22 protein-coding genes are annotated in these 24,326 nt (G+C 45.4%); 13 read left to right on the top strand and 9 right to left on the bottom strand.

Features of this window, described 5'->3' with window-relative positions; all coding sequences use genetic code 11:
* The 4 genes from FBF61_RS11735 to FBF61_RS11720 all read left to right on the top strand — a co-directional run bounded on the left by FBF61_RS11735 (position 1) and on the right by FBF61_RS11720 (position 4,700).
* Positions 1-1,572: a SusD/RagB family nutrient-binding outer membrane lipoprotein gene (locus tag FBF61_RS11735; RefSeq protein ID WP_138477419.1), complete on the top strand. Its 1,572-nt coding sequence runs from the start codon at positions 1-3 to the stop codon at positions 1,570-1,572.
* Between the two features lie 8 nt (positions 1,573-1,580).
* On the top strand, positions 1,581-2,489 hold the full coding sequence (locus FBF61_RS11730) for a BT_3987 domain-containing protein (protein ID WP_138477418.1): 909 nt from the start codon (positions 1,581-1,583) through the stop codon (positions 2,487-2,489).
* Positions 2,490-2,622: 133 nt separating this feature from the next.
* A complete protein-coding gene (locus tag FBF61_RS11725) occupies positions 2,623-3,867 on the top strand; it encodes a pyridoxal phosphate-dependent aminotransferase (protein WP_138477417.1) in 1,245 nt (414 codons plus the stop codon).
* A 44-nt stretch (positions 3,868-3,911) separates the two neighbouring features.
* Entirely contained in the window at positions 3,912-4,700 is a 789-nt protein-coding gene (locus FBF61_RS11720; protein WP_138477416.1) for a queuosine precursor transporter, read from the top strand.
* A gap of 5 nt (positions 4,701-4,705) precedes the next feature.
* Here FBF61_RS11720 and FBF61_RS11715 read toward each other — a convergent pair whose 3' ends face one another.
* Positions 4,706-5,464, bottom strand: coding sequence for a TrmH family RNA methyltransferase (locus FBF61_RS11715; RefSeq protein WP_138477415.1), 759 nt, complete (start codon positions 5,462-5,464; stop codon positions 4,706-4,708).
* A 50-nt stretch (positions 5,465-5,514) separates the two neighbouring features.
* On the opposite strand from FBF61_RS11715, the gene tamL reads away from it, so the two are divergent.
* The 6 genes from tamL (at position 5,515) to secG (ending at position 12,674) form a co-directional block, all read left to right on the top strand.
* Complete coding sequence (gene tamL / locus FBF61_RS11710; protein ID WP_138477414.1) at positions 5,515-7,938, top strand: translocation and assembly module lipoprotein TamL; 2,424 nt, start codon at positions 5,515-5,517, stop codon at positions 7,936-7,938.
* A 138-nt stretch (positions 7,939-8,076) separates the two neighbouring features.
* Positions 8,077-9,519, top strand: a complete 1,443-nt coding sequence (gene miaB, locus FBF61_RS11705; RefSeq protein ID WP_138477413.1) for a tRNA (N6-isopentenyl adenosine(37)-C2)-methylthiotransferase MiaB — start codon at positions 8,077-8,079, stop codon at positions 9,517-9,519.
* 110 nt (positions 9,520-9,629) lie between these two features.
* Complete coding sequence (locus tag FBF61_RS11700; protein WP_138477412.1) at positions 9,630-10,922, top strand: sigma-54 interaction domain-containing protein; 1,293 nt, start codon at positions 9,630-9,632, stop codon at positions 10,920-10,922.
* Between the two features lie 24 nt (positions 10,923-10,946).
* Positions 10,947-11,519: an LptE family protein gene (locus FBF61_RS11695; protein WP_229215010.1), complete on the top strand. Its 573-nt coding sequence runs from the start codon at positions 10,947-10,949 to the stop codon at positions 11,517-11,519.
* Positions 11,520-11,574: 55 nt separating this feature from the next.
* On the top strand, positions 11,575-12,237 hold the full coding sequence (locus FBF61_RS11690) for a DUF8458 domain-containing protein (RefSeq protein ID WP_138477411.1): 663 nt from the start codon (positions 11,575-11,577) through the stop codon (positions 12,235-12,237).
* Between the two features lie 56 nt (positions 12,238-12,293).
* Positions 12,294-12,674, top strand: a complete 381-nt coding sequence (gene secG / locus FBF61_RS11685) for a preprotein translocase subunit SecG (protein ID WP_138477410.1) — start codon at positions 12,294-12,296, stop codon at positions 12,672-12,674.
* 219 nt (positions 12,675-12,893) lie between these two features.
* Here secG and FBF61_RS11680 read toward each other — a convergent pair whose 3' ends face one another.
* Complete coding sequence (locus FBF61_RS11680; RefSeq protein WP_138477409.1) at positions 12,894-13,601, bottom strand: hypothetical protein; 708 nt, start codon at positions 13,599-13,601, stop codon at positions 12,894-12,896.
* A gap of 233 nt (positions 13,602-13,834) precedes the next feature.
* On the opposite strand from FBF61_RS11680, the gene FBF61_RS11675 reads away from it, so the two are divergent.
* Positions 13,835-14,131: a co-chaperone GroES gene (locus tag FBF61_RS11675; RefSeq protein WP_026628287.1), complete on the top strand. Its 297-nt coding sequence runs from the start codon at positions 13,835-13,837 to the stop codon at positions 14,129-14,131.
* A gap of 56 nt (positions 14,132-14,187) precedes the next feature.
* Positions 14,188-15,819 carry a chaperonin GroEL gene (gene groL, locus FBF61_RS11670; RefSeq protein ID WP_138477408.1) on the top strand — a complete coding sequence of 544 codons (1,632 nt, stop codon included), beginning with the start codon at positions 14,188-14,190 and terminating at the stop codon, positions 15,817-15,819.
* A 132-nt stretch (positions 15,820-15,951) separates the two neighbouring features.
* Here groL and FBF61_RS11665 read toward each other — a convergent pair whose 3' ends face one another.
* A complete protein-coding gene (locus FBF61_RS11665) occupies positions 15,952-16,614 on the bottom strand; it encodes an ABC transporter ATP-binding protein (protein ID WP_138477407.1) in 663 nt (220 codons plus the stop codon).
* 88 nt (positions 16,615-16,702) lie between these two features.
* Between FBF61_RS11665 and sucC the strand changes: the two genes are divergently transcribed.
* Positions 16,703-17,926, top strand: coding sequence for an ADP-forming succinate--CoA ligase subunit beta (sucC, locus tag FBF61_RS11660; RefSeq protein WP_138477406.1), 1,224 nt, complete (start codon positions 16,703-16,705; stop codon positions 17,924-17,926).
* A gap of 79 nt (positions 17,927-18,005) precedes the next feature.
* On the opposite strand, the gene FBF61_RS11655 is transcribed toward sucC, so the two are convergent.
* The 6 genes from FBF61_RS11655 to thiM form a co-directional block, all read right to left on the bottom strand.
* Complete coding sequence (locus FBF61_RS11655) at positions 18,006-18,506, bottom strand: pyridoxamine 5'-phosphate oxidase family protein (RefSeq protein WP_138477405.1); 501 nt, start codon at positions 18,504-18,506, stop codon at positions 18,006-18,008.
* Positions 18,507-18,572: 66 nt separating this feature from the next.
* Entirely contained in the window at positions 18,573-20,888 is a 2,316-nt protein-coding gene (locus FBF61_RS11650; protein ID WP_138477404.1) for a TonB-dependent receptor, read from the bottom strand.
* 361 nt (positions 20,889-21,249) lie between these two features.
* The gene (gene tenA, locus FBF61_RS11645; RefSeq protein WP_138477403.1) at positions 21,250-21,900 is read right to left on the bottom strand and encodes a thiaminase II; all 651 of its coding nucleotides are present in this window, start codon (positions 21,898-21,900) and stop codon (positions 21,250-21,252) included.
* A complete protein-coding gene (gene thiD, locus FBF61_RS11640; RefSeq protein WP_138477402.1) occupies positions 21,897-22,718 on the bottom strand; it encodes a bifunctional hydroxymethylpyrimidine kinase/phosphomethylpyrimidine kinase in 822 nt (273 codons plus the stop codon). Before thiD ends, tenA begins: the two co-directional genes overlap by 4 nt.
* A gap of 28 nt (positions 22,719-22,746) precedes the next feature.
* Positions 22,747-23,400 (bottom strand): thiamine phosphate synthase, encoded by a 654-nt coding sequence (gene thiE / locus FBF61_RS11635; RefSeq protein ID WP_138477401.1) that lies wholly within the window; start codon positions 23,398-23,400, stop codon positions 22,747-22,749.
* A gap of 35 nt (positions 23,401-23,435) precedes the next feature.
* Positions 23,436-24,239, bottom strand: coding sequence for a hydroxyethylthiazole kinase (gene thiM / locus FBF61_RS11630; RefSeq protein ID WP_138477400.1), 804 nt, complete (start codon positions 24,237-24,239; stop codon positions 23,436-23,438).
* Positions 24,240-24,326: the final 87 nt, after the last annotated feature.

Here is a 24,326-nt window from a genome sequence, read left to right as displayed (position 1 = left end):
ATGAGAAAATATAATCGATTCTGGCTCTTGGCTTTGCTCGCCCTGCCCTCCTGCACCGACTATCTTGATATAAACACAAACCCCAATTATGCCACCAGCGCATCTGCCGAACTGGTACTTCCGCAGGCTATTGTGGGTTCTGCGTCCGTGTCCAACGCATTCAGTAGTCATGCAGCGCATTTTGCAGGCTACATGGCAAATGCCGGGGGATATTCAGGATTTGGCAGTTTGCTGAATTACAACCTTGTTCCGGGAGACCATAACACCATTTGGGTCAATTCTTACGATAATCTTCAGGATTTCAAATATGTAATTGATCAGTCAAAAGATCAGGATGAACAGTCTTATTTTAAGGCTTCAGCAATGATCATGACTGTGCTGAATTACCAGCGATTAGTAGATGCATACAATGACATTCCGTATTCGGAAGCTTTGAAAAGCAATGAAAACCTTACCCCCAAATACGATGATGCGGCCGCAATTTACCAGGACCTCGTCGTGAAATTGGATGAAGCTATTGCGGTCATAGACAATGCCAAATCCCCGGTAACACTAAATCCTTCATCCGATCCATTGTTTGGCGGGAATATGAACAGGTGGAAACAGTTTGCCAATACCCTGAAATTAAGATTGCTGATCCGGATTTCCGGTCTGCCCGCCCTGGCCGCTTTTACTAAAGACCATTTTGCAAAAATCGACCAGAAGCTGGGCTTCCTGACCGAAGATGCAATAGTCAATCCAGGATATGTAAGAGACAGACCGAACCCGCTATGGAACAGCTGGGGATATACTCCCGCAGGTGCCATTGCTAATTCGGCACGTATTCCTGCACAATTTATTTACGGCTTTTACAAAGGGCAAAAGCTAACCGATGAAGGCAGAGGCCTGGTGATTTTCAAAAACTTCGCGACTAATGGAACACCCGTAAATCAACTTGGAAACGAAACGAATGCCCCAACGGTAGTCACCAACTATTCGACCTGGTACACCGGTGTTTTTAACAGCTCCTCCAGTATTACAAATTCGCAGGGAATTATGAAAGGTCCATCGCAGGGGCAGCCGCTCATGCTTGTGGCCGAATCGAATTTCCTGCAGGCAGAGGCGAGGCTGAAAGGTCTCATACCCGGCAAATTCGAGGAAAACTTTGAGCAGGGAATTATCGCTTCATTCACTTATTTGTACAAAGACGTCACCAACCTTGTAGCATCCGGAAAAGACGTCAAATCTGATGTTGAACAATACAAAACGGATAATGAGGAGAGTTACCTCGTCAATGTTGCTCTTGCCAAAACACCGGCCGAAAAACTGGAGGCGATCATTACGCAAAAATACATTGCGCTCAATATGATCAATTGCGATGAAGCCTGGAACGAATACCGCAGGACAGGCTTTCCCGTCACGCAGCCGACAGGGGACGGTTATCACAACATGGCTTCCAATAAATCCAACTCCACCAGGGCTGATAAACTCCCGTCGCGGATCATGTATCCTTCATCAGAGTTATCTTACAATTCCGCCAACTACAAGGTCATCAATCCATTTTCCGACAAAATTTTCTGGGATCCCAATTGATTAAAGATATGAGAAATGAAATAAAAATGCTCGCCTTTGCAATGATGGCCACGCTGTTTTCCTCCTGCCTGACCGAAGATAATGTCGCGCTTGATCCCGAAAAATCAGTTAATGTGGTTGAGTTCAAAAACCCGTCAGCCTTTGTCTCACCCTATGGTAGTAAATATGCGCTGTACAACAATGCATTTGACCTGGCTCCAGAGGCAAATTATCCTGTTACCGTGAGCTACTCGGGAGCTCATGTCGCTCCTCAGGACATCACGGTAACCCTTGGTGTGGATACATCGGCAGTACGCCAGTATAATGAGGAACAAAAGGCAAAATTCGATGTCATCACTGCAGACCTTTATCATTTTCCTGCTACCGTAGTGATTAAAAAAGGGCAGCGCACAGCAGAAGTTCTAATCAAACTTAAAACAGAGAAATTTGACTTTGTGAAGAATTATGTCCTCCCGATTCAAATTAAATCCGTGTCTGTGGGAGAAGTAAGCGGTAACTTTGGCACAATATTGCTGGCTGTTAAAGCAAAAAACATCTATGACGCCACCTACGCAGCCTCCGGATATGTTTATCACCCCACCCTACCCAGGGCAGTGAATAAAAACAAGCCGGTCGTCACTGTCTCGCCGACGACAGTTAAAGTGGAACTGGGAGATTTGGGAGGATCAGGCTATTTTGCTGATCTGACTGTTAACCCGACCACCAATAAGGTAACTATAACTCCGTCGGCCGGGGCAGCGGGAGCACCTTACACGCAATTTGATACCGCATTGCCAGATCCTTATCTGCCTGCCTGGGCAAATGCCTCCAAAGCCAATAATACCTATGATCCTGCAACCAAAACCTTTTATTTGAGATACGGTTACATGGGTGCTAACGGGTGGCGCGTGGCGGAAGAAATCCTGGCAAGAAAATAGAGAAATGAAAATAGCCTGAAAATTAGCTGGCCGAAACAGGCTGGCTGATTTTTTTGTGTTTAATGTTGTTGGATCCCATAGAACGTTTTACAACCGGATTTTTTAACTTTGTCTGTTATCGTATCTAAAAACAATGGAATTCCTCAAAAGCCAGCGTCTGAACAATCTGAAATATGAGATTCGCGGCGCTACCTATCAAAAAGCACTTGAGCTGGAAAGCCAGGGCTACAAGATCCACAATCTGAACATCGGAAATCCTGCACCATTCGGATTTGACTCTCCGGATGAGATCGTTCATGATATCATCATGAACCTTCGTAACGCGCAGGGATATTCTGATTCAAGAGGACTGTTTGCCGCGAGGAAGGCCGTGATGCACTACACACAAACAATTGGTATTCAAGATGTTGAAATCAACGATATTTTCATTGGGAATGGCGTAAGTGAGCTTATTCTGCTCTCGATGCAGGCCTTGCTGAATCCTGGTGATGAAATTCTGGTACCGTCTCCGGACTATCCTTTGTGGACGGCCTCTATTGCGCTGAGCGGCGGAAAACCCGTGCATTATGTCTGCGATGAAGAATCCGACTGGAACCCAGACCTTGCTGACCTGGAAAGCAAGATTACTTCCCGCACCAAAGGCATTGTTCTGATCAATCCCAACAACCCTACCGGTGCTGTTTACGAGAAGGATGTTTTGATCCGTATCGCAAAGATTGCGGAAGAACACGGTCTGATCATTTTCTCCGATGAGATCTACGACAAGATTTTATATGATGGTGCCGTGCACTATCCGATGGGGTCTTTCGTTACCGACACGCTTTGCGTGACATATGGCGGTCTTTCTAAAAATTACCGTTCAGCCGGTTTTCGCGGCGGGTGGATGATCCTGAGCGGGGCCAAGCACAAAGCGAAATCCTATTCGGAGGGATTGCTGCTTCTCGCCAGTATGCGCCTCTGTGCTAATGTCCCGACACAATATGCAATTCAGACTGCTTTGGGAGGTTATCAGAGCATCAAAGAACTCGTTGTCCCATCCGGCAGGCTGCACAAGCAAATGAACCTTGTTTATGAGCGCCTGACTTCGATCCCCGGAATTACGTGCGTTAAACCCAAAGGTTCTTTATATGTGTTCCCGAAAATAGACCTTAAAAAATTCGGGCTGCATTCTGATGAACAGTTCGTATATGATCTGTTGAGTGACCAGAAGGTCCTGGTGGTAGCAGGTACCGGTTTTAATTACATTACCGATGACCATTTCCGGATCGTTTTCCTTCCCACAATTGATGAGCTGAACCAGGCGATGGACAAACTCGAATACTTTCTCGAAACACATCGGGTTTTATCGAACAAAACAGTTGAGGACATCATCGCATAAACAATAGTAATCAAACCTCCCAGTCAGCAAAGCAGCACGAATTAATGATCACTACAGCTAATACTTTACAGGACGCCAAAAGACAACGTCTGTTCCTGCTGCTATGCGGAATTTTTCTGACCAACGCGTTGATCGCTGAAATTGTCGGCGGCAAGATTTTCTCTGTGGAATCGCTGCTGGGTATTCCTCCGGCACAGCTGCTGATTGGTGGCCAGCGGCTGGATTTCAATATGACCGCGGGGGTGGTCAACTGGCCTGTGGTATTTATCACATCCGATATAATCAATGAATATTTCGGGCATAAAGGTGTAAAACGGATTTCCTTTCTCACGGCAGGATTTATCGTTTATACTTTTATCACCATTTTCGTCTCCACCAAGTTACCACCTGCGCAGTTCTGGCTTGACCTCAACAATACTGATAAAGAGGGAAATGTCTTCAATATCAATGATGCTTTTTCCAAAATCTTCAATCAGGGACTGGGCATTATGATCGGATCCATTGTAGCGTTTCTCCTCGGCCAGTTGCTTGACGTATTTGTATTTTCATGGCTGCGCCGAAAAACAGGCAGCCGCTTTATCTGGCTCCGCGCCACTGGTTCAACCATGTTCTCTCAATTGATCGACAGTTTCCTGGTGATCGGAATTGCGTTTTATATTTTTGGAAACTGGGACCTTAAACAGGTTTTTTCAGTAGGCAGCATCAATTACCTGTACAAAGGAATAGTTGCGATACTCCTCACACCTCTGCTTTATATAGCCCATTATTTTATCGATAAGTATCTTGGCAAAGAATACGCAGAGGAACTTTCACACAAGGCGGCACACGAATAGGGTCGCTATCCTGGGATCTGCCGCCGCAGATTATCCAGCATCACTGCGGTAGCGATCCCTACATTCAGAGATTCTGCTTCTCCGACTCTGGGAATTGTGATTTTGTTGGTAACAAGAGACGCCACCTCCTCGCCGATCCCATTGGATTCATTACCCATCACGATGAAACCTCCGGTTGCTGAAAAATTGAAATCATACAGCGATTCTCCTCCCAGAAACGCTCCGATTATATTTTTACCAGCTGCGTTTTCGGCCAGGTACGACGACAGATCCGTGTAAAAAACATTGACCCGCAAAAAAGATCCCTTGCTGGCAGTGATTACTTTAGGATTATAAATATCTGTGGTATCATTCGAGCAGATGATTTTGTGGATACCGTACCAGTCAGCAACCCTGATGATCGTACCGAGGTTTCCAGGGTCACGAACATCATCCAGAACCAGGACATATTCTGTTTTTTCGGGAGACAAAAAATCGTTTTGCTTTGTTTTAGCAACAGCCAGGCAAGAATCATTCGTTTGAAACGAACCCAATCCCTGCAATTCTTCCGCAGTAACCGTTTCTAAAAGTGCATTATGCCGGGTTAAAATACTTGAGTATTTTTGTTGAAATTCCTTTGTTACAAGTACAAACTCAATTTTGAAATCAGAATTCAGCAATTCCAGCACACTCTTGGCACCCTCGATAATAAAAGACTGATGAACCTGCCGGTATTTCTTGATTTTAAGTGAGTTAATATATTTTATACGATTTTTCGAGAGCATTGAATATTAATTTCAGGATTACATATAGCTGGTATCTCTTCCTTTTTCTTATGGGATTGGCTTCCTGCGCACCGAGGTCCGCAACACAGTCCAAAAGTTATTACCTTGGAAATTCTTCAATTAAAGGCAATCGGGTGATCAGCGATGCAGAGCTCGATGCCCTTATTCCTCAAAAACCCAACCGCCGTTTTCTTGGCCTTCCGTTCTTTCCGTATGTCGGTCTGTACCGTTTTGGCGAGCTATTTTACAACCGGGAAGAAAAGCTGCGAAAAGTAATTGAAGTCACGCAAAATTATCAGAAAGAATCACGCATTTACGAAAATTCTCCGCGAAAGCTGGAAAAGGTACAGCGCCGATATGCCAAAAAACTGGAAAAAGCACAGAACCGAGCCGACCAGGGCAATTTCTGGATGCGGGTAGTTGGCGAGGCCCCGGTTTATTTCAATATCAATGAAGTATCCCAGAATGCCGAGAAAATGCAGAAATACCTGTATAACAATGGTTTTTTTCAAGCAGCTGTGCATTTTAAGCAGGATACGATCTTTAATCGGATCAGGGTCAATTACCTTATCTCCGAGAACCGCCCTACCATGATCAACAACATCAGGTATCAGGTAAAAAACAATCTCGCGGACAGCATTCTTAAGGCAAATAACAAGGAAGCTACACTCGTCAGTAAAAAACGGTACGATGGCGATTCATTTGAAGAAGAAAGGATCAGGATTGAGACGTTGCTGCGAAATCAGGGTTACTTTGGTTTTTCCCGTCAGAATGTTACCTACCTGGTCAATGATACGATCACGAATGCTGCCACGGACAGTTTATTTAAATCCGTAGACGTCAATGTTTTGGTTGATGTACCTTCCCCGAACAGCAAGCAGGCCCGGTATAAGATCTCATCGGTAAATTTTGAAGTCCTTTCCCCCTCCGGTTTGCCTGATTCACTTTTCAGGAAGGATACGATTAATTTCCAGGGCATCAATTATATTTTTGCCGATAAAAAATTCTCTACCAAAATCCTGGACACGAAAATTCAGGTACGCCCCGGCGCATATTACAGTCAGCAAAAAGAGCGGGATACGCAGCAGCAGCTTTCGCTTACTGACCAATTCCGCTTTGTTAATTACAACTACACTTTCGACTCAACCGGTAAGGGGATCAATAGCTCATTCAAAGTGATTCCGCTTGAAAAATATCAGATATCTACGGATATAGGCCTTAACGTAATACAGCTGCAGGGTGCCCCAGGCCCGTTTGCCAATTTGACGTATAAGATCAGAAATGTTTTCAACGGACTGGAAAACTTTGAAACCAGCATCAGAGGTGGAATCGAGCTGGTACCCGGTTTTTTGGGTAACCGGCAAATATATCGCAGTGAGGAAGTGGGGGTGAACACTTCTCTTATATTCCCGCGACTGATTTTTCCAGGAAACCCTTTTCAGAAACAAACCGCGGGCTTTAACCCACGGACACAAGTCGGGCTTGGCTATAATTACGTAAACCGGCCGGAATATACCCGGACGAATGTCAAAATATCCACTACCTATTCGTGGCAACCTACCAATACCACCCTCTTCAATTTATCACTGATTGATCTCAATATTCTGAACACACAGAATATACGCCAAGATTTCCAAGATTTGTTGGTTGCCCTTCAATCGCAGGGAAATAACCTGATCAACAGTTTTCAGAAATCATTTGTATCGGACATTAACTTCAATTTTGTATATAATACCAATTCTTTGATCGGCCCACCTAAAAATGCGCGTTACCTCCGCGTTGCACTGGAATCGGGCGGAACTTCGCTCAATGTCCTGCCGGGCCAGAAACAACTTATCAAGAATGTTTTCGGCGATTTGCAGGGCGAATTGCAGTTTTATAAGTATCTGCGGGGGAATGTAGACTTTCGGCGCTATTGGCCAACCGGCAAACGTTCGGCTTTTGTTGCCAGGATCAATACCGGTGCTATTTACAGTTACGGCGACAGCAAGGTGCCACCTTACGAAAAATACTTTTTTGCCGGAGGTTCGAACAGTCTGAGAGCATGGCTGCCCCGAAGGCTGGGCCCCGGGTCATCGCTTCCCCGGCTGACTTCCGATAGCCTATCGATTGAGTCTCCAGGAGAATTTGTCCTCGAAGGAAACCTCGAATACCGCGGATTTCTTGCTAAGTTCTTTGGCGACATCAATTATGCATTGTTTATCGACGTAGGAAATGTGTGGAACCTCAACAGTACTGCTACCGAATCACAAAAACTGAAAGCAAACAAGTTCCTGAGTGAAATCGCGATCGGGACAGGTTTTGGAATTCGTTATGACCTGTCTTTTTTTGTCCTGAGATTTGATTTCGGGGTGAAAGTATATGATCCGTCGTTACAGCGCTTCGTCCTGGACGAACTGGAATTTAATAAGCTTTTCAAAAGAACACAGTCCAACTTTCTCAATATCAACCTGGGCGTAGGATATCCATTTTAGCAACTTCCTGTGCTATGACAGTTTGTCAGTTTTCGCTTATTTCTTCCTATATTTGTGATTGTCTGAAATGCTCTGACAGAGCATTTCAAAAACCCTCAGGTGCTGCGGGTAGTTATTTAAGCGTTTAGAATTTGTCCGATGGAGCATAGAATTGCAGAGACATTAAAAATACTGAGTGATTCAGACAAACAAGCCTGTGAAACGGTACGCACTACTGAAAATGAACCGTTTCTGGGAAAGAAAAGACTGTTCATCGAAAGTTACGGTTGTCAGATGAATTTCGCTGACAGTGAAATTGTAGCGTCTGTGATGCGTGACGCCGGCTTTGCCACCACTGCCGATGTAGACAATGCCGATCTTATATTTTTGAATACTTGCGCGATACGGGATAATGCTGAACAAAGAGTAAGGAAAAGACTCAGCCAGTTGAACGTAATCAAAAAGAAAAAACCCGGAATGCTCATCGGGGTACTTGGCTGCATGGCCGAAAGGTTGAAATCCAAGTTACTGGATGAGGAGAAAATGGTAGACATTGTGACCGGCCCTGATGCCTACCGCGACCTGCCGCGATTGGTGGAGGAAGCCGAAACGGGCCAAAAAGGTGTGAATGTGTTCCTTTCGAGGGAAGAAACCTATGCCGACATCTCACCGATCAGACTGAATTCCAACGGAGTTACTGCTATGATCTCCATTATGCGCGGCTGCGATAATATGTGCAGTTTTTGCGTCGTGCCATATACCCGAGGCCGGGAACGGAGCCGCGACCCCTACTCGATTTTGAAAGAGGCGGAAGACCTTTTCAGAGAAGGGTACAAAGAAGTTACGCTTCTTGGCCAGAACGTCGACAGCTATAAATGGAAGCAATCAGACGCATCGGTCAATTTTGCCGGGCTGCTGGAAATGGTAGCGAAAATTAGTCCTGAGTTGAGGGTAAGGTTCAGTACTTCACACCCAAAAGACATTACGGATGAAGTGCTTTACACGATAAAAAAATACGATAACATCTGTAAATACATCCATTTACCCGCCCAAAGCGGCAATAGCCGTGTGCTGGAAATCATGAACCGCACCTACGACAGGGAATGGTACCTGGAAAGGATAGACAGTATCCGCAGAATATTGGGCGACGATTGCGCGGTTTCCCACGATATGATCGCCGGGTTTTGTACTGAAACGGAAGAAGAGCATCGCGATTCGCTTTCATTGCTGGAATATGTGCGGTTTGACTTCGGATATATGTTTGCTTATTCGGAACGTCCCGGCACACCTGCCGCCAAGAAGTTTGCAGACGATATTCCGGCTGATGTAAAACAAAGACGACTGGCCGAAATCATAGATGTCCAGCAGCGCATTTCGTTGGAACGGAATCAGAAACTGATCGGAACCTTGCAAAAGATACTTGTCGAAGGAACTTCGAAACGCTCGAAAGAGGATTTTACAGGCCGCAGTGATCAGAACAAAAGAGTAGTTTTCCCGAGAGAACATTACAAAATAGGAGATTACGTAGATGTCATGATCACCGAATGTACTGCGGCGACGCTCCGAGGCCATGCTGTTTCGGAAGTTCCGGTGCTGCATTAGCTGTCAATCGTTTATTAAATTAATCGGTCTTTTAAAAATCAATATTAAGGTTAAAAGGCTCATTGTTAACGGCAACGGCCAACCGTAGCTTAAAGCCATCAACCATATTCATGAATCCATCGGAAATACAAGCGATAAAAAACCGTTTCGGGATTATTGGTACTTCGCCGGCATTAAACCATGCCATTAATGTAGCTATACAGGTAGCAGCAACGGATCTTACGGTGATGATTACCGGAGAAAGTGGTAGTGGAAAAGAGTCATTTTCAAAAATCATCCATAGCCTTAGTTCCAGAAAACACGGACCGTTTATTGCGATCAACTGCGGGGCCATTCCCGAAGGCACTATTGATTCTGAGCTCTTCGGGCACGAAAAAGGTTCTTTTACTGGTGCTCTCGATGCAAGAAAGGGTTATTTTGAAACTACCAACAGCGGTACGATTTTTCTGGATGAAGTAGGTGAAATGCCCATGGGAACCCAGGCCCGGCTCCTGCGCGTGCTGGAAAACGGGGAATATATCCGGGTAGGATCATCAAAAGTCCTTAAAACAAACGTCCGGGTGGTTGCCGCTACAAATGTGAACCTGCTCGATGCGGTGAACAACGGCAAGTTTCGTGAAGATCTTTATTACAGGCTCAATACAGTTCCTATTTATGTCCCGCCTTTGCGTGACCGGGGTGAGGACATTCTGCTGCTTTTCAGGAAGTTCACGAATGATTTCTCCGAAAGGTACCGGACAAAACCTGTAAGGCTGGATGTGGAAGCGCGCGACTTGCTGATGGAATATCCATTTCCCGGTAACATCAGGCAGCTGAAAAACATTGCGGAGCAAATTACAATTCTTGAAACCGACAAAGAGCTGCCTATCAGTGCGGAAACGCTGAACGGTTATTTGAACCCGCATCAGCCCGCAAGCCGAAAAGCATTGGTCCCCTTGCGTTCAGGTGACGATCAGGGATCATTTTCGGAGAGGGAGTTGCTCTATAAGGTCCTTTTTGACATGAGACGGGACATGACCGAACTTAAGAAACTGGTTAGAAATGTGCTCGAAAATGAAAAATACGGCGGCGAGATCCTGAAAGACCACCAGGAGCTTTTCAGTTCGCTGAACAATGCCGAACCGGTCATCAGCACCCCTACTCTCGAACCCGCCCGTTTGCTGACACCTCCGGCACCACGGACCGTTGATCTGGACAGATATTCTGACGAAAGAAGTGAGATTGAGGATGTTACGCATTTTACGGCAGAAGAAGAATCGCTCTCTCTGGAAGATAAGGAGAAAGAAATGATCATCAAGGCATTACGGAAAAACAATAATAAAAGAAAATATGCCGCCAGTGCGTTAGGCATATCGGAACGCACGTTGTACAGGAAGATCAAACAGTACGATATCGAGGAGTAAGTCAATATTAAATGTTTTATCCAAATGAATTTTGCCCAAAAAAATAGTTTAAAAAATTACGCTAAAAAGCTGTCATTGAAGGCATTTGACAACAAAAAGTGGCTGCTTTTGCTTTTTGTTCTCCATTCTTCTGTTTTTATGTCAGCCTGTGGTGTTTATTCCTTCACGGGCACCAACCTATCCCCGGACATCAAGACGTTTTCGGTGCTTAACTTCACAATGGGAACCGCCGGAGGGCCTTCCGATTTACCGCAAAGACTTACTGAGCAGCTGAAAGAATATTTTCAAAGAAATACCAGCCTCACCAGCCAGCCCGGCGGCGGGGATCTGGTTTTGGAAGGTTCGATTACGGGATATGACGTACTGGCCGCGGCCCCTACCGCCAATGACCAGGCCGGGCTCAACCGGCTGAATGTGACGGTACAGGTTAGATATACAAATGCAAAAGACGAAACCAAAAATTTCGACCAGGCTTTCACCTACTACGCGGATTTCCCTCAGGATCAAACGCTTAATCAAAATGAAGCAAGGCTTTTGCCAACAATCCAGGAAAACATTGTCCAGCAGATATTTAATAAATCCGCTGCGGACTGGTAACAGCCTCCTGTTTTAACTAATTTTATCCTCTTATTACTTTATTTATCGACACCCCATGGCAATCATCGAAAAGGAAACATTCAGTAAACTGGTGAAATCGCCAGGTATGCTATTGCCTGAGATGATCCCGGCCCTTGAATCCACGATCAAGGCATTCCCCTATTGTCAGATCCCCTATTCGCTGTTGGCGAAAGCATCCAACATGGCAGGTACCGAAAATTTCGAAGAAGCCCGTCCGCGTGCAGCTGCTTATGCGCTGAGCCGGATCGCCCTTCAGCAGTTGGTGGAAAGTGATACTGAACGTTACGATGCGACTGTAAATATTGATGAAGTAATTGAAGAGCAGGAAAAATCAATCCCGCAAAACGGAGAAGATATCCTGATCAGCCTGGTAGAACAGGAAGCTGTCCCAGTTCAAAATCAGAAAACCGAAGAGCAAAAAAGACAGCAACAGATCATAGAAGGTTTCGTCAGGAAAAACCCAAGGATCGTACGCCAGGATAACAATCTGGAACCCGTTTTGGTCGATATCCGCGGCAGAGTAGCGGAGTCGGGAACAGGAGGTATTGAAACCGAAGCATTTGCAAAAATCCTGGTCCGTCAAGGGAAAATAGAAAAGGCAATTGATCTCTACCAAAAATTGATCTTGAAAAAACCGGAAAAAAGGAATTACTTTGCGAAAAAATTAAGCGAATTAAACAATTCCGTCATTCGTTGATTTTTACTTCATTCACACATTGACTCATTCATTCATTCAATCATTAATTATAAGGCATGTATTTGGGTTTGATTATTCTGGTTGCGATCGTCGCAGTATTGTTGATTCTGGTAGTTTTGGTCCAAAATTCCAAAGGTGGGGGGCTTTCAAGCGAGTTTAGCGGAGCAGGTACTACCCAGATGTTCGGTGTTAAGAAAACTACCGACTTGCTTGAACAAATTACCTGGGGACTGGCAGGTGCGGTTATTTTGATTTCTCTCGCTTCCTACATTATCGTTGGCGGAAGTACCGACGGAGGTGGAATCAACAGTGTAAACATTGATAAAGCCCAGAATACTGTAATCCCGGGTGGAAACATTGCTCCGGCTCCGGCGCAGAATGGTGCTGCAACGCCTGCAACAACAACTCCTGCGGCTCCTGCTGACAGTGCGAAATAAGATTTCAAGAGATTAAAAATGACCGTTCATCGTGGTAAACACAGTGAACGGTTTTTTCATGTGCATAACTACGCAGTCCGGGCAATCCCAAAGGGATCTGATTATTCTAGAAAATAATATTGTAGCAAAACATGACCCCGTGAGGGGTTGGATGGTATAGCAGGTCATTTTGTTACAATAATTTCAGCCCTTCGGCTTTTCTTCACCCTGGTGCTTTGGCTACGCAACATTCATTTGTTTCAGCATTAATTTCTTGGCAACGGGCAATAGTGCCTCATGCAAAGGATAATCGTATTTTGACTCGACCACATAGGTAGCGGGATTTGGCAGCGACTTATTCCTGCGGGTCAGCTCAACCTTTAATTGAGAAACAGTACTACCCAACCCGATCCTGACAGTTTCTTTATATTGCGTCTTCATGTAGCGCTCCCTCATTTCGTCGTACAGTGCCAATTGGTATTCAAACACACTTACTACCGGCTGAAATGTGTGCAAAAATAATAGGTACCCCTCCTCTGCCCAAAGTGGCATAATTCCGACGGGAGAAATTTTGACATTTTCTTCCACTTCGCTGAACCGCTCCATACCTTCATCAATACTCCTGGAAAAGCGTGGAATCGCAAAATCCAGTATATAATTCAATTCATCCAGGTAGGGGTCGTCCTGGACAGTTTCTTCATACCTCAGCTTCCACGTGGCCACATCAATTCCGGTCAGATTTTTAGGAAATGCCGTTTTGATTTGCTTCTTCTTGGTTTTAATACTGATGCAGGAATCGAAATGAAACTTTAAATTTTTGAGGTGCGGAAAGAGGCGATTTTGCGTAAATTGGTTGTCTATGTCCTGCAAATATGCCATCAGCACATACTTCTTGTATTCAAAATCAAAGATGCCTTCGGTAAGCCAGTTTTTCTGAAGATCCGTCATAGAGTGTCCAGGTTTGATGCCGTTAAAAATTTAAGCATTTTCAATATCATTAACAATTAACCGGCACCGTCTGACATGCAAATAGGCTAATAATCATATCAAAGCTGACTTATATACAAAACTGTCACACTCCGCCGGAAAAAATGTCATAGCTACACTGCTGGCATAGATTGTGCTTACCGGTTATCAGTCAAATCAATTACTGACAATTAAAAAACAAACGTTTAATATTTATGTCAACTTTAGCAGAAATACAAGTGAACGTACAACCTCTGGCTGATCGTGTTCTTGTAGAACCAGCCCCAGCCGAAGAAAAAACAGCATTTGGTATCATTATCCCTGATACTGCAAAAGAAAAGCCTCAACGTGGAACTGTGGTAGCAGTAGGCCCGGGCAAAAAAGACGAGCCTATGACCGTTAAGGTGGGTGACACCGTATTATACGGAAAGTACTCTGGTACTGAACTGGCATATGAAGGAAAAGATGTCCTGATCATGCGCGAATCTGACATTTACGCCATTATTGGTTAATAATCTGAAGGTCAAAAAGTAAGTTAAAATCAAAAAAATCAAAACGATTAATTAGTATGTCTAAGAAAATATTTTTCGATACCGAAGCTCGTGATAAAATTAAGCGCGGTGTTGATACATTGGCTGATGCCGTAAAAGTAACATTGGGACCTCGCGGCCGTAACGTTGTTATTGACAAAAAATTCGGATCACCAAGCATCACGAAAGATGGTGTTACAGTTGCGAAAGAAATTGATCTGAAAGACCCTATCGAAAACATGGGTGCTCAGCTGGTGAAAGAAGTAGCTTCAAAAACTGCTGATTCGGCAGGTGATGGTACTACAACTGCAACTGTATTGGCTCAGGCTATCTACTCAATCGGAGTAAAGAACGTAGCAGCGGGTGCTAACCCGATGGATCTGAAACGTGGAATCGACAAAGCGGTTTCTGTGATCGTGAAAGATCTTGAATCTCAAAAGAAAAATATCTCTACTTCCAAAGAAATCGCTCAGGTTGCTACTATTTCGGCTAACCATGACGAAGAAATCGGTCAGATGATTGCTGAGGCGATGGAAAAAGTAGGTAAAGAAGGTGTTATCACGGTTGAAGAAGCTCGTGGTACTGAAACAGAAGTTAAAACTGTGGAAGGTATGCAGTTTGACCGTGGTTACCTGTCTCCATATTTCGTAACCAATACAGAGAAAATGGAAGCTGATCTTGAGCGTCCATACATTTTGATCTCTGAGAAGAAAGTTTCTTCTATGAAAGAACTTCTTCCTGTATTGGAAGCAGTTGCACAAACTGGCCGTCCTTTGCTTATCCTGGCAGAAGATGTTGACGGAGAAGCGTTGGCTACGTTGGTAGTGAACAAAATCCGTGGCGCCTTGAAAGTGGCTGCTGTGAAAGCTCCTGGTTTTGGTGACCGTCGTAAAGCAATGCTTGAAGACATCGCGATCATCACTGGCGGTACAGTAATTTCAGAAGAGCGTGGTTTCAAATTGGAAAACGCTACTTTGGAATATCTGGGTACTTGCGAAAAAGCGATTATCGACAAAGACAATACAACTTTGGTTAACGGATCAGGAAACTCTGAAGACATTCAGGGCCGAGTGAACCAGATCAAAGCGCAGATCGAAAACACAACTTCTGATTACGATCGCGAAAAACTTCAGGAACGTCTGGCTAAATTGTCAGGTGGTGTAGCTATCCTTTATATCGGAGCTGCAACTGAGGTTGAAATGAAAGAGAAAAAAGACCGTGTTGACGATGCATTGCACGCAACCCGTGCTGCTGTTGAAGAAGGTATCGTAGCTGGTGGTGGTGTAGCTTACATCCGTGCTACTGCTGCTCTTGAAGGCTTCACAGGAAACAACGAAGACGAGACAACCGGTATCAACATCATCCGCGTAGCTCTGGAAGCTCCTTTGAGAACGATCGTTTCCAACTCAGGCCAGGAGCCTTCAGTAGTTGTTGCGAAAGTGAAAGAAGGAACAGGTTCCTATGGTTACAACGCCAAAGACAATGTTTACACAGACCTTTTGGAAGCTGGTATCATTGACCCTAAGAAAGTTTCACGTCTTGCGCTTGAAAACGCAGCATCTATCGCAGGTCTGTTGTTGACAACAGAATGTGTAATTGCTGACGAGCCAGAAGAAGCTCCTGCTGCAGGTGGCCATGGCCACGGTGGTGGAATGGGTGGCATGATGTAATCAGCCATAACATAACAAAAAAAAATAGCCGTTCGGAAATCCGGGCGGCTATTTTGATTACTCAACGTTATGAAAAACTTCTCCCTTATGACGTGTAAAGTTTCGTTTGGTCACACGTTGAGTAAAAAAAATTTATTGGAGCATTGTTCCGTCCTGCATCACAAGCCGCCTGTCGGCCATCTCTGCCAGTTCTTCGTTGTGCGTAACGATCACGAATGTCTGCCCGATATCCTCTCTAAGTTTAAAAAACAACTGATGTAATTCCAATGCATTATGAGAGTCGAGGTTACCGCTGGGCTCGTCTGCCAGCACGATAGAAGGTTTGTTTAAAAGTGCCCGCGCCACGGCCACACGTTGCTGCTCCCCTCCCGAAAGTTGTGAAGGAAGGTGATCCATCCTGCCCGAAAGACCAAGCAGATCGAGCAGTTCTTTTCCTCTCTTCAAAATATCCTTTTCATTCATCGACCCATTGATATAGCCGGGCATGCAGGCATTTTCCAGGGCTGTGAATTCGGCCAGCAGGTTATGAAACTGGAATATAAAACCTACTTTTTCATTCCTGAACCTGGCAAGGTCTTTGTCTTTTTGGGTAAAAACATTGGTGTCCTCAATAAAAACCTGCCCCTCGTCGGGGCGATCCAAAGTCCCCAGTATATGCAGAAAAGTACTTTTACCAGCCCCCGATGGACCTACTATTGCCACCACTTCTCCCCGCTCCACTTCCAGATCGATCCCCTTCAAAACCTGTAACGAACCGTAAGTCTTCCTGATCCCTCTTGCCTGAAGTAAATGCATTGTCTGAAAAGATAATAGGCGAAAAAACTACGCCCGTTTTGATTAATTCCTTAATTTGCCGTGAAAATACCAATTTACTTTTATACTCATGAATATTCACGAATATCAAGGCAAAAGCGTTCTTAAAAAATACGGTGTGCGTATTCAGGAAGGGCTCGTAGCCGACACTCCGGACAAGGCGGTTGAAGTTGCGCGTGAGCTAAGCCAGCAGACAGGTACCAAGTGGTATGTAGTAAAATCTCAGATCCATGCCGGCGGGCGTGGTAAAGGCCGCATCGTTGGCACAGAACAGCGTGGTGTAGCCCTGGCAAAATCTGTTGAAGATGTACGCACAATTTCCAACAATATCCTCGGTAAAGTTCTGGTGACGCATCAGACTGGCCCGGACGGAAAACGTGTTAACAAAGTGCTTATCGCCGAAGACGTATATTATCCAGGGCCTAGCGAGCCGAAAGAATACTATCTTTCTATTTTGCTGGATCGTGGCAGGAATTGCAACGTGATCATGGCAAGTACCGAAGGCGGTATGGACATTGAAGAAGTCGCAGAGCACACGCCTGAGAAAATCATGAAAGAGTGGATTGATCCAAAAGTGGGCTTGCAGCCATTCCAGGCACGTAAAGTAGCCTTTGCTTTGGGTCTTGAAGGTGATGCCTTCAAGGAAATGGTGAAATTTATTACTTCACTTTACAAAGCATATATCGAAAGTGATTCTGCGATGTTTGAAATCAACCCGGTTTTAAAAACATCTGACAATAAAATTCTTGCCGTTGATGCAAAGGTTGACCTGGATGACAATGCGTTATACCGTCACCCTGAGCTTGCTGAAATGCGCGATACCAATGAAGAAGATCCTTTGGAAGTAGAAGCTGGAGCGAATAACCTGAACTATGTCAAACTGGACGGAAACGTGGGTTGCATGGTGAATGGTGCCGGTCTGGCTATGGCTACAATGGACCTGATCAAGCTCTCAGGTGGTGAGCCTGCTAACTTCCTGGACGTTGGCGGTGGCGCTAACGCACGTACCGTAGAAGCAGGTTTCCGTATCATCCTGAAAGATCCGAATGTAAAGGCGATCCTGATCAATATCTTCGGAGGTATTGTTCGTTGCGACCGTGTTGCTGCCGGTGTGGTGGAAGCTTACAAAGCAATCGGAGAAATTCCTGTTCCTATTATCGTTCGTTTACAAGGTACCAACGCCGAAGAAGGCGCACGTATCATCAACGAATCCGGATTGAAGGTTTATTCTGCTATCGAATTCAAAGAGGCAGCTGCAAAAGTTTCAGAAGTTCTGGCTGAGCTGGGCGTTTAAACTTTGTAAAACATAATGAAAAAGGACAGCTGGTGGCTGTCCTTTTTCTATGCATTTCATTAACAAAATTCACCCGGGATCACGCCAGGTTTAATTTTCCATGATCGCCTCCCTCCGGAGTAGTCCCTGTGAGAACAGCTTTCACCATTGAGAAAAATACTACCATTTTTGATGAAGTAGCGTCCCAGTATGCTGCCTCGTCGGTTGTAACTTTCAATACCACAAGGTTCGGGTCGTCCTTTCCGCCCGGAAACCATGCCTTCGACATCGGCCCCCACAATTCTTCTTTCTTTGCTTCGTCCTCCACAATGGCGGCGTCTCCCGAAACGCTTACATACGAATTGTTGGAAGGATCGGAATAAATCAATGAAACTGCCTCTTCCGGGCTAGTTTCGCTTCCTATTTCTGTGTTTCTGCTGGTAAAAAACCATACATTTCCTTCGTCGTCGATATCCAGGGTAGTCATAGGCCTCGACTCGATCCTGCCATTTTTATAAGTCGTATACATGCAAAAACGGATGCTCTCGGCAAGCGATTTCAGTTTTTTTATTGCTTCGTTACTTTGAAGGTCCTTTTCCATGATTATTTTTTTAATCTGTTGTGAAATTTTAAATAACGATGGTAAAACAACCGTTCCAAAAACGCATCAGAATTCCAGGCGATAGTTCAGGACTGGTATCAAGCCTGTTTGTGTTACCAGTTCTATCTTGTCCTCTTTATCGTCATAATATTTGTCAAACGCGTTGAGCCGGTTGGACACATTCTGGATGTCCAGTGAAATCGTCGAAGTCGTACGTTTTCTGTTTTTAGTATAGCTTACACGCAAGTCTGAGCGAAAATAATATGGGAGTTGTTCCGAGTAGCTTTCGGTCCAGTCCCGTTCGGTTTTGCCACTTACCCTCGATCTTTCAAGATCGATAGGTGTCGTTCTGTTTCCGCCGGAAGCCAGCAGTTTGATATTTGCCGCAAAAATATTGGTCTTATTCTTCCCCACTTTCCACTCTTTTCCGGCCAGCACATTCTGCACGAATTTCCCGTTGAAACGACTATCCCGCTCGATCCCGTCCCTTCCGGTATACTTCGACTGGTAGAGCGAAGTTGTACTCATGAAATAAATACCGTTGGTCAAAGATTTTTCCACAGTGAGTTCCAATCCATAACTCCTGCCTTTCCCTGCACTGACGAGAGAATCTGTCACAAAGCCACTGACTTCGTTGATGAGCGAATTGTGCAACAAAAATGGCGTTGTGGTATTTGCCGGCCCGATCGGAATGTTATAGTGGTGCTGATAGTATGCCTCCGTCTGAATCCGCCAGCTTGTCGACGGGCGGTATTCATAGCCTGCAACGGCATGACCTGATTTCATCAGTTTGAGGTTTTTATTTAAAAGATCAGTTTTATTGTCGCCTACACTTACCTGCGCAAAATAGGTTGATATGGATTCTGTTTTGCTATGCAGCCCCGCCCCCAGACTGACGGTATGTTTCGGTGCAACCGACCATTTCATCCCGAACCGCGGCTCTATGGAATGCTGATTATTCAAATCCAGGAGCATTGCATGTACGCCGGTGTTCAAAGTGATTGCAGGGGTAAGTCTGTATTTCCACTGCGCATATCCCTGAAAAAGCAGCGTATTCCCTTTCTGATCCACGTTCACGCGGAAAGGTCCGTCTTCATTGTCCCGATCGAATAAGTTAAAGTTCAGATGATTGATAATCAAACCAGTACGGAAAGTGTTCCGGCTATTCAGTTTATAATTATATAGCAAAGAAATGCGAAGGCCCTGATTCGTGAAATTTTGCTGAAAAGTGGTTTGCTTATCTTTATCATAAAAATCATTACTCTGCCGGGTGGCAGTATACGAAACGATGTTTTCCATATAGGATTTACTGTTCAGATAGCGCAGGTAATTCACGCCGACAATGCCACGGTTGGATTTGAAGTTTTCCTTAAAATCATCTTTGTCTACCGTGGAAGTGCTTAATCCACCCATCCCCCAAACTGTCACCACCGCCTTTTCATCGTAAGGAATATGGACTTTGAAAGCCCCGTCCTGAAAATCCGTACTCGCATCTCCAGCAATATTCAGCCCTATTTTATTCAATACCGAAAGTGTGGAATACCGGTAATTGGCAAGATAAGAAGCGCCTCCTTTTTCGCCGATCGGCCCTTCTGCTGCAAAATCCAGTCCCATCACGCCAGCCTGCATTGCATATTCACGTTTTTCATTATTCCCTTTCCTCATTTTCAGATCAAAAACACCAGAGGTTGCATTACCATACTCGGCAGGAAAAGCCCCGGTTAGGAAATCGGAGTTACCGAGCACGTTGGCACTCAGGGCACTGATACCGCCGCCACTGGAACCTTCCTGGGCAAAATGGTTGGGATTAGGAATTTCCACACCTTCCATGCGCCATAGCATTCCTTTCGGACTATTACCACGGATAATAATCTGGTTGCCGCCATCGTCATTGGTGGCAACTCCGGCAAAAGACAATGCCATCCTTGCCGGATCATTTACAGCCGCAGCAAAACGTTTGGTCTGGTCAACGGTGAATGATCGTCCGCTCACACTGATCATATCGTTGAGCGGTGCGCCATTTTCTTTTTGAGCTTTAATCACCACTTCGTTAAGTTTACGAAAGGACTCGGTAAGCTTGATATTCAGTTCGACCTCCTTACCCGATCCCACTGTTACCTCCTGCATAAAAGCATCTTCATAGCCAATGCTGGTGACCTTGAAGGAATGCCGGCCGACAGCCACGTTTTCAATCCGAAAATAGCCTTCCGTATCGGTAGTGCTGCCGATAACCGGGTTCAGGGAAGTAATAATAATGTTCGCGCCGATAACCGGTTGCTGCGATTCAGCATCAACAATACGGCCTTTAACAAGCTGGACTGGCTGCTGTGCATAGGCCAGTGAGTACGCTCCGGCCAACAAAATAAAGAGATATTTTTTCATAGCTAGTTGTTTTTCATTCCTGACAACTTAGCTATGGCTTACCCTAAAATGTTTGGGAGAAATTATTTTTTGGCTTTCGGCTATCAGCTTTCGACCGTCGGCTTTTCCGGAAAACTATGTCACCCCTCGCGGGGTTTCGATTTATGGAAATTCCCTTTTTCTATAATAATTTCAGCCCTTTGGGCTTTTTGTTGGAAGGCACTTCAATTGGCACTAACTAATATTCAAACCATCCGATAATCCCGAAGGGATGGTATTTTTCTAGAAAAACATATATCAAAGCCATCAAACCCCGCATGGGGTGACATATCAAACTCCAGTCATTAAAATAAAATGCCGAAAGCTGAACGCCGACAGCCCCTCACACCTCCCACGCCTCCAGCCGATACGCACTGTCCCAAAAAACATATTCCAGCCGGGAAGCTGTAAGGTATGCTTCGGTCATCTTGATTTTCGTGCTCTCTGATGCATTTTCAGCCAGCGAATCGCAGATCGCCAGGGCTTTTTCCACAGACTTTGCAAAGTCTTCGCCGGCATAGGCATCGATCCAGTTTTGATAAGGATTCGGGGATTTCTGATTGGCGTAGATGTAATCGCCGACTCTTTTGTATATCCAGAAACAGGGTAACAATGCGGCTACTGCCACTTCATAAGATCCATACGCAGAAGTAGCGAGCAAATAATTGGTATAAGCAAAACATCCGGGCGCTTTCCCACCGTCAAAGGCAATATCATATTCTTTGAAATAGCTGATATGCAGCGCCCGCTCAACAAGAATGGCGTTTTGTGCAAACTGAAGAAAATCCAGCAACTCCTGACTGCTGTTTGCCCGGGTACCTGCAAGTGCCAGTGCCTTCGCGAAATCAGCCAGATATAACGAATCCTGGTAAATGTAAAACTTGAATTTTTCAACAGGTAACGTCCCCTCTTTCAATTCCTGATTGAACGGATGTGACTGAATTTTTTCATAAACCGGCAATGCTTCTTGCCAGATGTAGTCCGTAAATTTCATGATATGATCTGCATTTTTTGAGGGGAAAAAGAATGGTTCAGCGGGCCGGAACCATGGCCGGTCACTATATTTTTGCCCGCTTCGATAGCTCCCGAGATATATTTTTTTGCAAAAAGAATGGATTCCGGCAATGAATATCCATTTGCGACGAATGTTGCAATGGCCGACGATAAGGTGCATCCGGTGCCGTGTACATTTTTGCTTTCTATGTAATTGGTTTCCAACACCAGCGTGTCTTCATCCCGTTGGGCAAAAACATCAAACAATGTCGGACCGACTAAGTGTCCGCCTTTCAGCAACACTGCCCGACATCCTTTTTCAACCATGGTAGCTGCCGCAGCTTTCATTGCACCTAGCGAATCAATGGTCCCGGGAACAAGAATCTGTGCCTCATCCAGATTGGGGGTTATCAAATCCACCCGTGGAAAAAGCTCCTGCCACAGCACTTCAACCGTCTCATCCTGAATTAATTTCGATCCGCTGGTAGAAACCATCACCGGGTCAAATACCACAAAACGTGGCTGAAACCTGTCGAGGATCCCGGCGATGACCAATGCAACTTCAACCGTATTGATCATTCCGATCTTGACGGCATCAATCGTAATATCATCGAAAACGGCTTCCAGTTGTTCTTGCAAAAATGCCGGAGGAACAGGGTGTATGGCCCGGACTCCGAGCGTATTCTGAGCGGTGAGTGCAGTGATCGCCGACGTCCCGTAAGCTCCCAGCGCAGCAATGGTTTTGAGGTCAGCCTGAATACCGGCCCCTCCTCCGCTATCTGATCCTGCAATGGTTAGTACGGTTGGGTATCGTTTCATTTGGGAAGTAGGATTTGGTCAGGAGTAGTCATTTATTGTCAGGAGTGGTCAGGTTCAGTTTGCTAATAATCGATTTTAGGGTTTCGGCGGCTGTTTTTGGAGATGGTGCGCTGCATATAGCTGAAATTACTGCTATTCCTTCGGCCCCGTTTTCAATCGCCTCTTTTGTATTTTGGTCATTTAATCCGCCAATGACTACCAGCGGATGACGGCTGTTTTGTTTCACCCATTGCAATCCTTCCATACCCCAAGGCGTTTCGGTATCTGTTTTGGAAGGTGTCGCGAACAGCGGACTCACTGCCAGGTAGGACAAATTCCATTGTTCCGCTTCTCGTACATTGTCTTTGTTTTCAGCTGAAAGACCTATAATTTTTCCCGGCGGCAGCAATTTTATCAATGTATCGACCGGCATGTCGCTTTGCCCTACATGCACGCCGTCGGCATCTGCGGCCAATGCAACATCCACCCGGTCATTGATAATCAGCGGAACATTGTATGAAGCAAGCAAATCTTTCAACCGTTTGGCCCTATCAATAAAAGCTCTTGTCGGCAATGCTTTCTCCCGCAACTGGACCATTGTGACCCCACCTCTGACAGCCTCCTCAACAACCCAGAAAAAATCCCTTCCCAGGCAAGCAGCTTCGTCGGTGACGAGGTATAGTTGGAAGTTATTTTTCGTCATGATTAGTCAGGGATTGTCATTTCTGGTTTTCATATTTAGGTCAGCTGGTGTTTTATTCTGGCTAGTTCGGCTAATTGCGCCGGGGTTATTTCCGCCAGTGCGTCGAGAAATGCAATTTGAAAAGATCCCGGAAGTTTTACTTTGCGATAGGCTATTTCACCGCTGAGCCCCATGGTTGCGGCAGCGGAAACTGCGGCGTCGAAAGGATCAGGCTGAATAGCGGCAAATGCGCCTGCAATGGCGGAGGCGGAGCAGCCCATCCCCGTGATCCGGGTCATCAATGGCACTCCGTTTTCTACAAACGCAGTTTTTTCACCACTTACAATTACATCTGTTGCTCCGCTGACGCTGACAACCGAGCCGTATTGCAGGCTCAATGCCCGGGCTGCGTCGATGCTATCTTTCGAACTGGCTGTACTGTCTACGCCTTTAGTTTGAACATTGGTGCCAGCGAGCGCAAGTATTTCGGAAGCATTGCCACGGATGATCGTAGGTGAAGCCGTAGCAAGCAATTCTGTCAAAACCGCGTTCCGGTAAGGTGTAGCACCCGCGCCGACAGGATCGAGAATAATTGGCTTCCCGATTTTTGAAGCTGCTTTCATAGCCAGTTTCATTCCTTCTACCCAAGCCGGTGACAATGTACCGATATTGATAACCAGTGACCCGGCAATAGCAACCATATCCTCCACTTCCTCCACCGCATGTGCCATGACCGGCGATGCTCCTACTGCCAGCAGTGCATTTGCCGTGAAGTTCATCACGACGAAGTTGGTAATGTTGTGAACCAGCGGGGATACAGTTCTTATCTTGGCAAGATTTTGTTCGGGATTAAACACCATTTGTATAAAAAATCCGGTGAAAAATATTTTAGCGGAACGGGCTTTGCGTTAGTGCTGTCAGATGCGTAAAACTGATGCGCGACAACT

It is taken from the genome of Dyadobacter bucti (assembly GCF_005869225.1).
GTDB classification, from domain to species: Bacteria; Bacteroidota; Bacteroidia; order Cytophagales; family Spirosomataceae; genus Dyadobacter; species Dyadobacter bucti.
This window is presented reverse-complemented; position numbering and strand designations above follow the sequence as displayed.

Bases quoted from the DNA above. Each gene is read 5' to 3' on its own strand.
- tamL (WP_138477414.1), top strand. From the start codon at position 5,515: ATGGGATTGGCTTCCTGCGCACCGAGGTCCGCAACACAGTCCAAAAGT.
- FBF61_RS11735 (WP_138477419.1), top strand. From the start codon at position 1: ATGAGAAAATATAATCGATTCTGGCTCTTGGCTTTGCTCGCCCTGCCC.
- FBF61_RS11675 (WP_026628287.1), top strand. From the start codon at position 13,835: ATGTCAACTTTAGCAGAAATACAAGTGAACGTACAACCTCTGGCTGAT.
- FBF61_RS11655 (WP_138477405.1), bottom strand. From the start codon at position 18,506: ATGGAAAAGGACCTTCAAAGTAACGAAGCAATAAAAAAACTGAAATCG.
- thiE (WP_138477401.1), bottom strand. From the start codon at position 23,400: ATGACGAAAAATAACTTCCAACTATACCTCGTCACCGACGAAGCTGCT.
- thiM (WP_138477400.1), bottom strand. From the start codon at position 24,239: ATGGTGTTTAATCCCGAACAAAATCTTGCCAAGATAAGAACTGTATCC.
- secG (WP_138477410.1), top strand. From the start codon at position 12,294: ATGTATTTGGGTTTGATTATTCTGGTTGCGATCGTCGCAGTATTGTTG.
- FBF61_RS11695 (WP_229215010.1), top strand. From the start codon at position 10,947: ATGAATTTTGCCCAAAAAAATAGTTTAAAAAATTACGCTAAAAAGCTG.
- FBF61_RS11680 (WP_138477409.1), bottom strand. From the start codon at position 13,601: ATGACGGATCTTCAGAAAAACTGGCTTACCGAAGGCATCTTTGATTTT.
- FBF61_RS11725 (WP_138477417.1), top strand. From the start codon at position 2,623: ATGGAATTCCTCAAAAGCCAGCGTCTGAACAATCTGAAATATGAGATT.
- thiD (WP_138477402.1), bottom strand. From the start codon at position 22,718: ATGAAACGATACCCAACCGTACTAACCATTGCAGGATCAGATAGCGGA.
- FBF61_RS11665 (WP_138477407.1), bottom strand. From the start codon at position 16,614: ATGCATTTACTTCAGGCAAGAGGGATCAGGAAGACTTACGGTTCGTTA.
- FBF61_RS11690 (WP_138477411.1), top strand. From the start codon at position 11,575: ATGGCAATCATCGAAAAGGAAACATTCAGTAAACTGGTGAAATCGCCA.
- tenA (WP_138477403.1), bottom strand. From the start codon at position 21,900: ATGAAATTTACGGACTACATCTGGCAAGAAGCATTGCCGGTTTATGAA.
- groL (WP_138477408.1), top strand. From the start codon at position 14,188: ATGTCTAAGAAAATATTTTTCGATACCGAAGCTCGTGATAAAATTAAG.
- FBF61_RS11730 (WP_138477418.1), top strand. From the start codon at position 1,581: ATGAGAAATGAAATAAAAATGCTCGCCTTTGCAATGATGGCCACGCTG.
- FBF61_RS11715 (WP_138477415.1), bottom strand. From the start codon at position 5,464: ATGCTCTCGAAAAATCGTATAAAATATATTAACTCACTTAAAATCAAG.
- sucC (WP_138477406.1), top strand. From the start codon at position 16,703: ATGAATATTCACGAATATCAAGGCAAAAGCGTTCTTAAAAAATACGGT.
- miaB (WP_138477413.1), top strand. From the start codon at position 8,077: ATGGAGCATAGAATTGCAGAGACATTAAAAATACTGAGTGATTCAGAC.
- FBF61_RS11700 (WP_138477412.1), top strand. From the start codon at position 9,630: ATGAATCCATCGGAAATACAAGCGATAAAAAACCGTTTCGGGATTATT.
- FBF61_RS11720 (WP_138477416.1), top strand. From the start codon at position 3,912: ATGATCACTACAGCTAATACTTTACAGGACGCCAAAAGACAACGTCTG.
- FBF61_RS11650 (WP_138477404.1), bottom strand. From the start codon at position 20,888: ATGAAAAAATATCTCTTTATTTTGTTGGCCGGAGCGTACTCACTGGCC.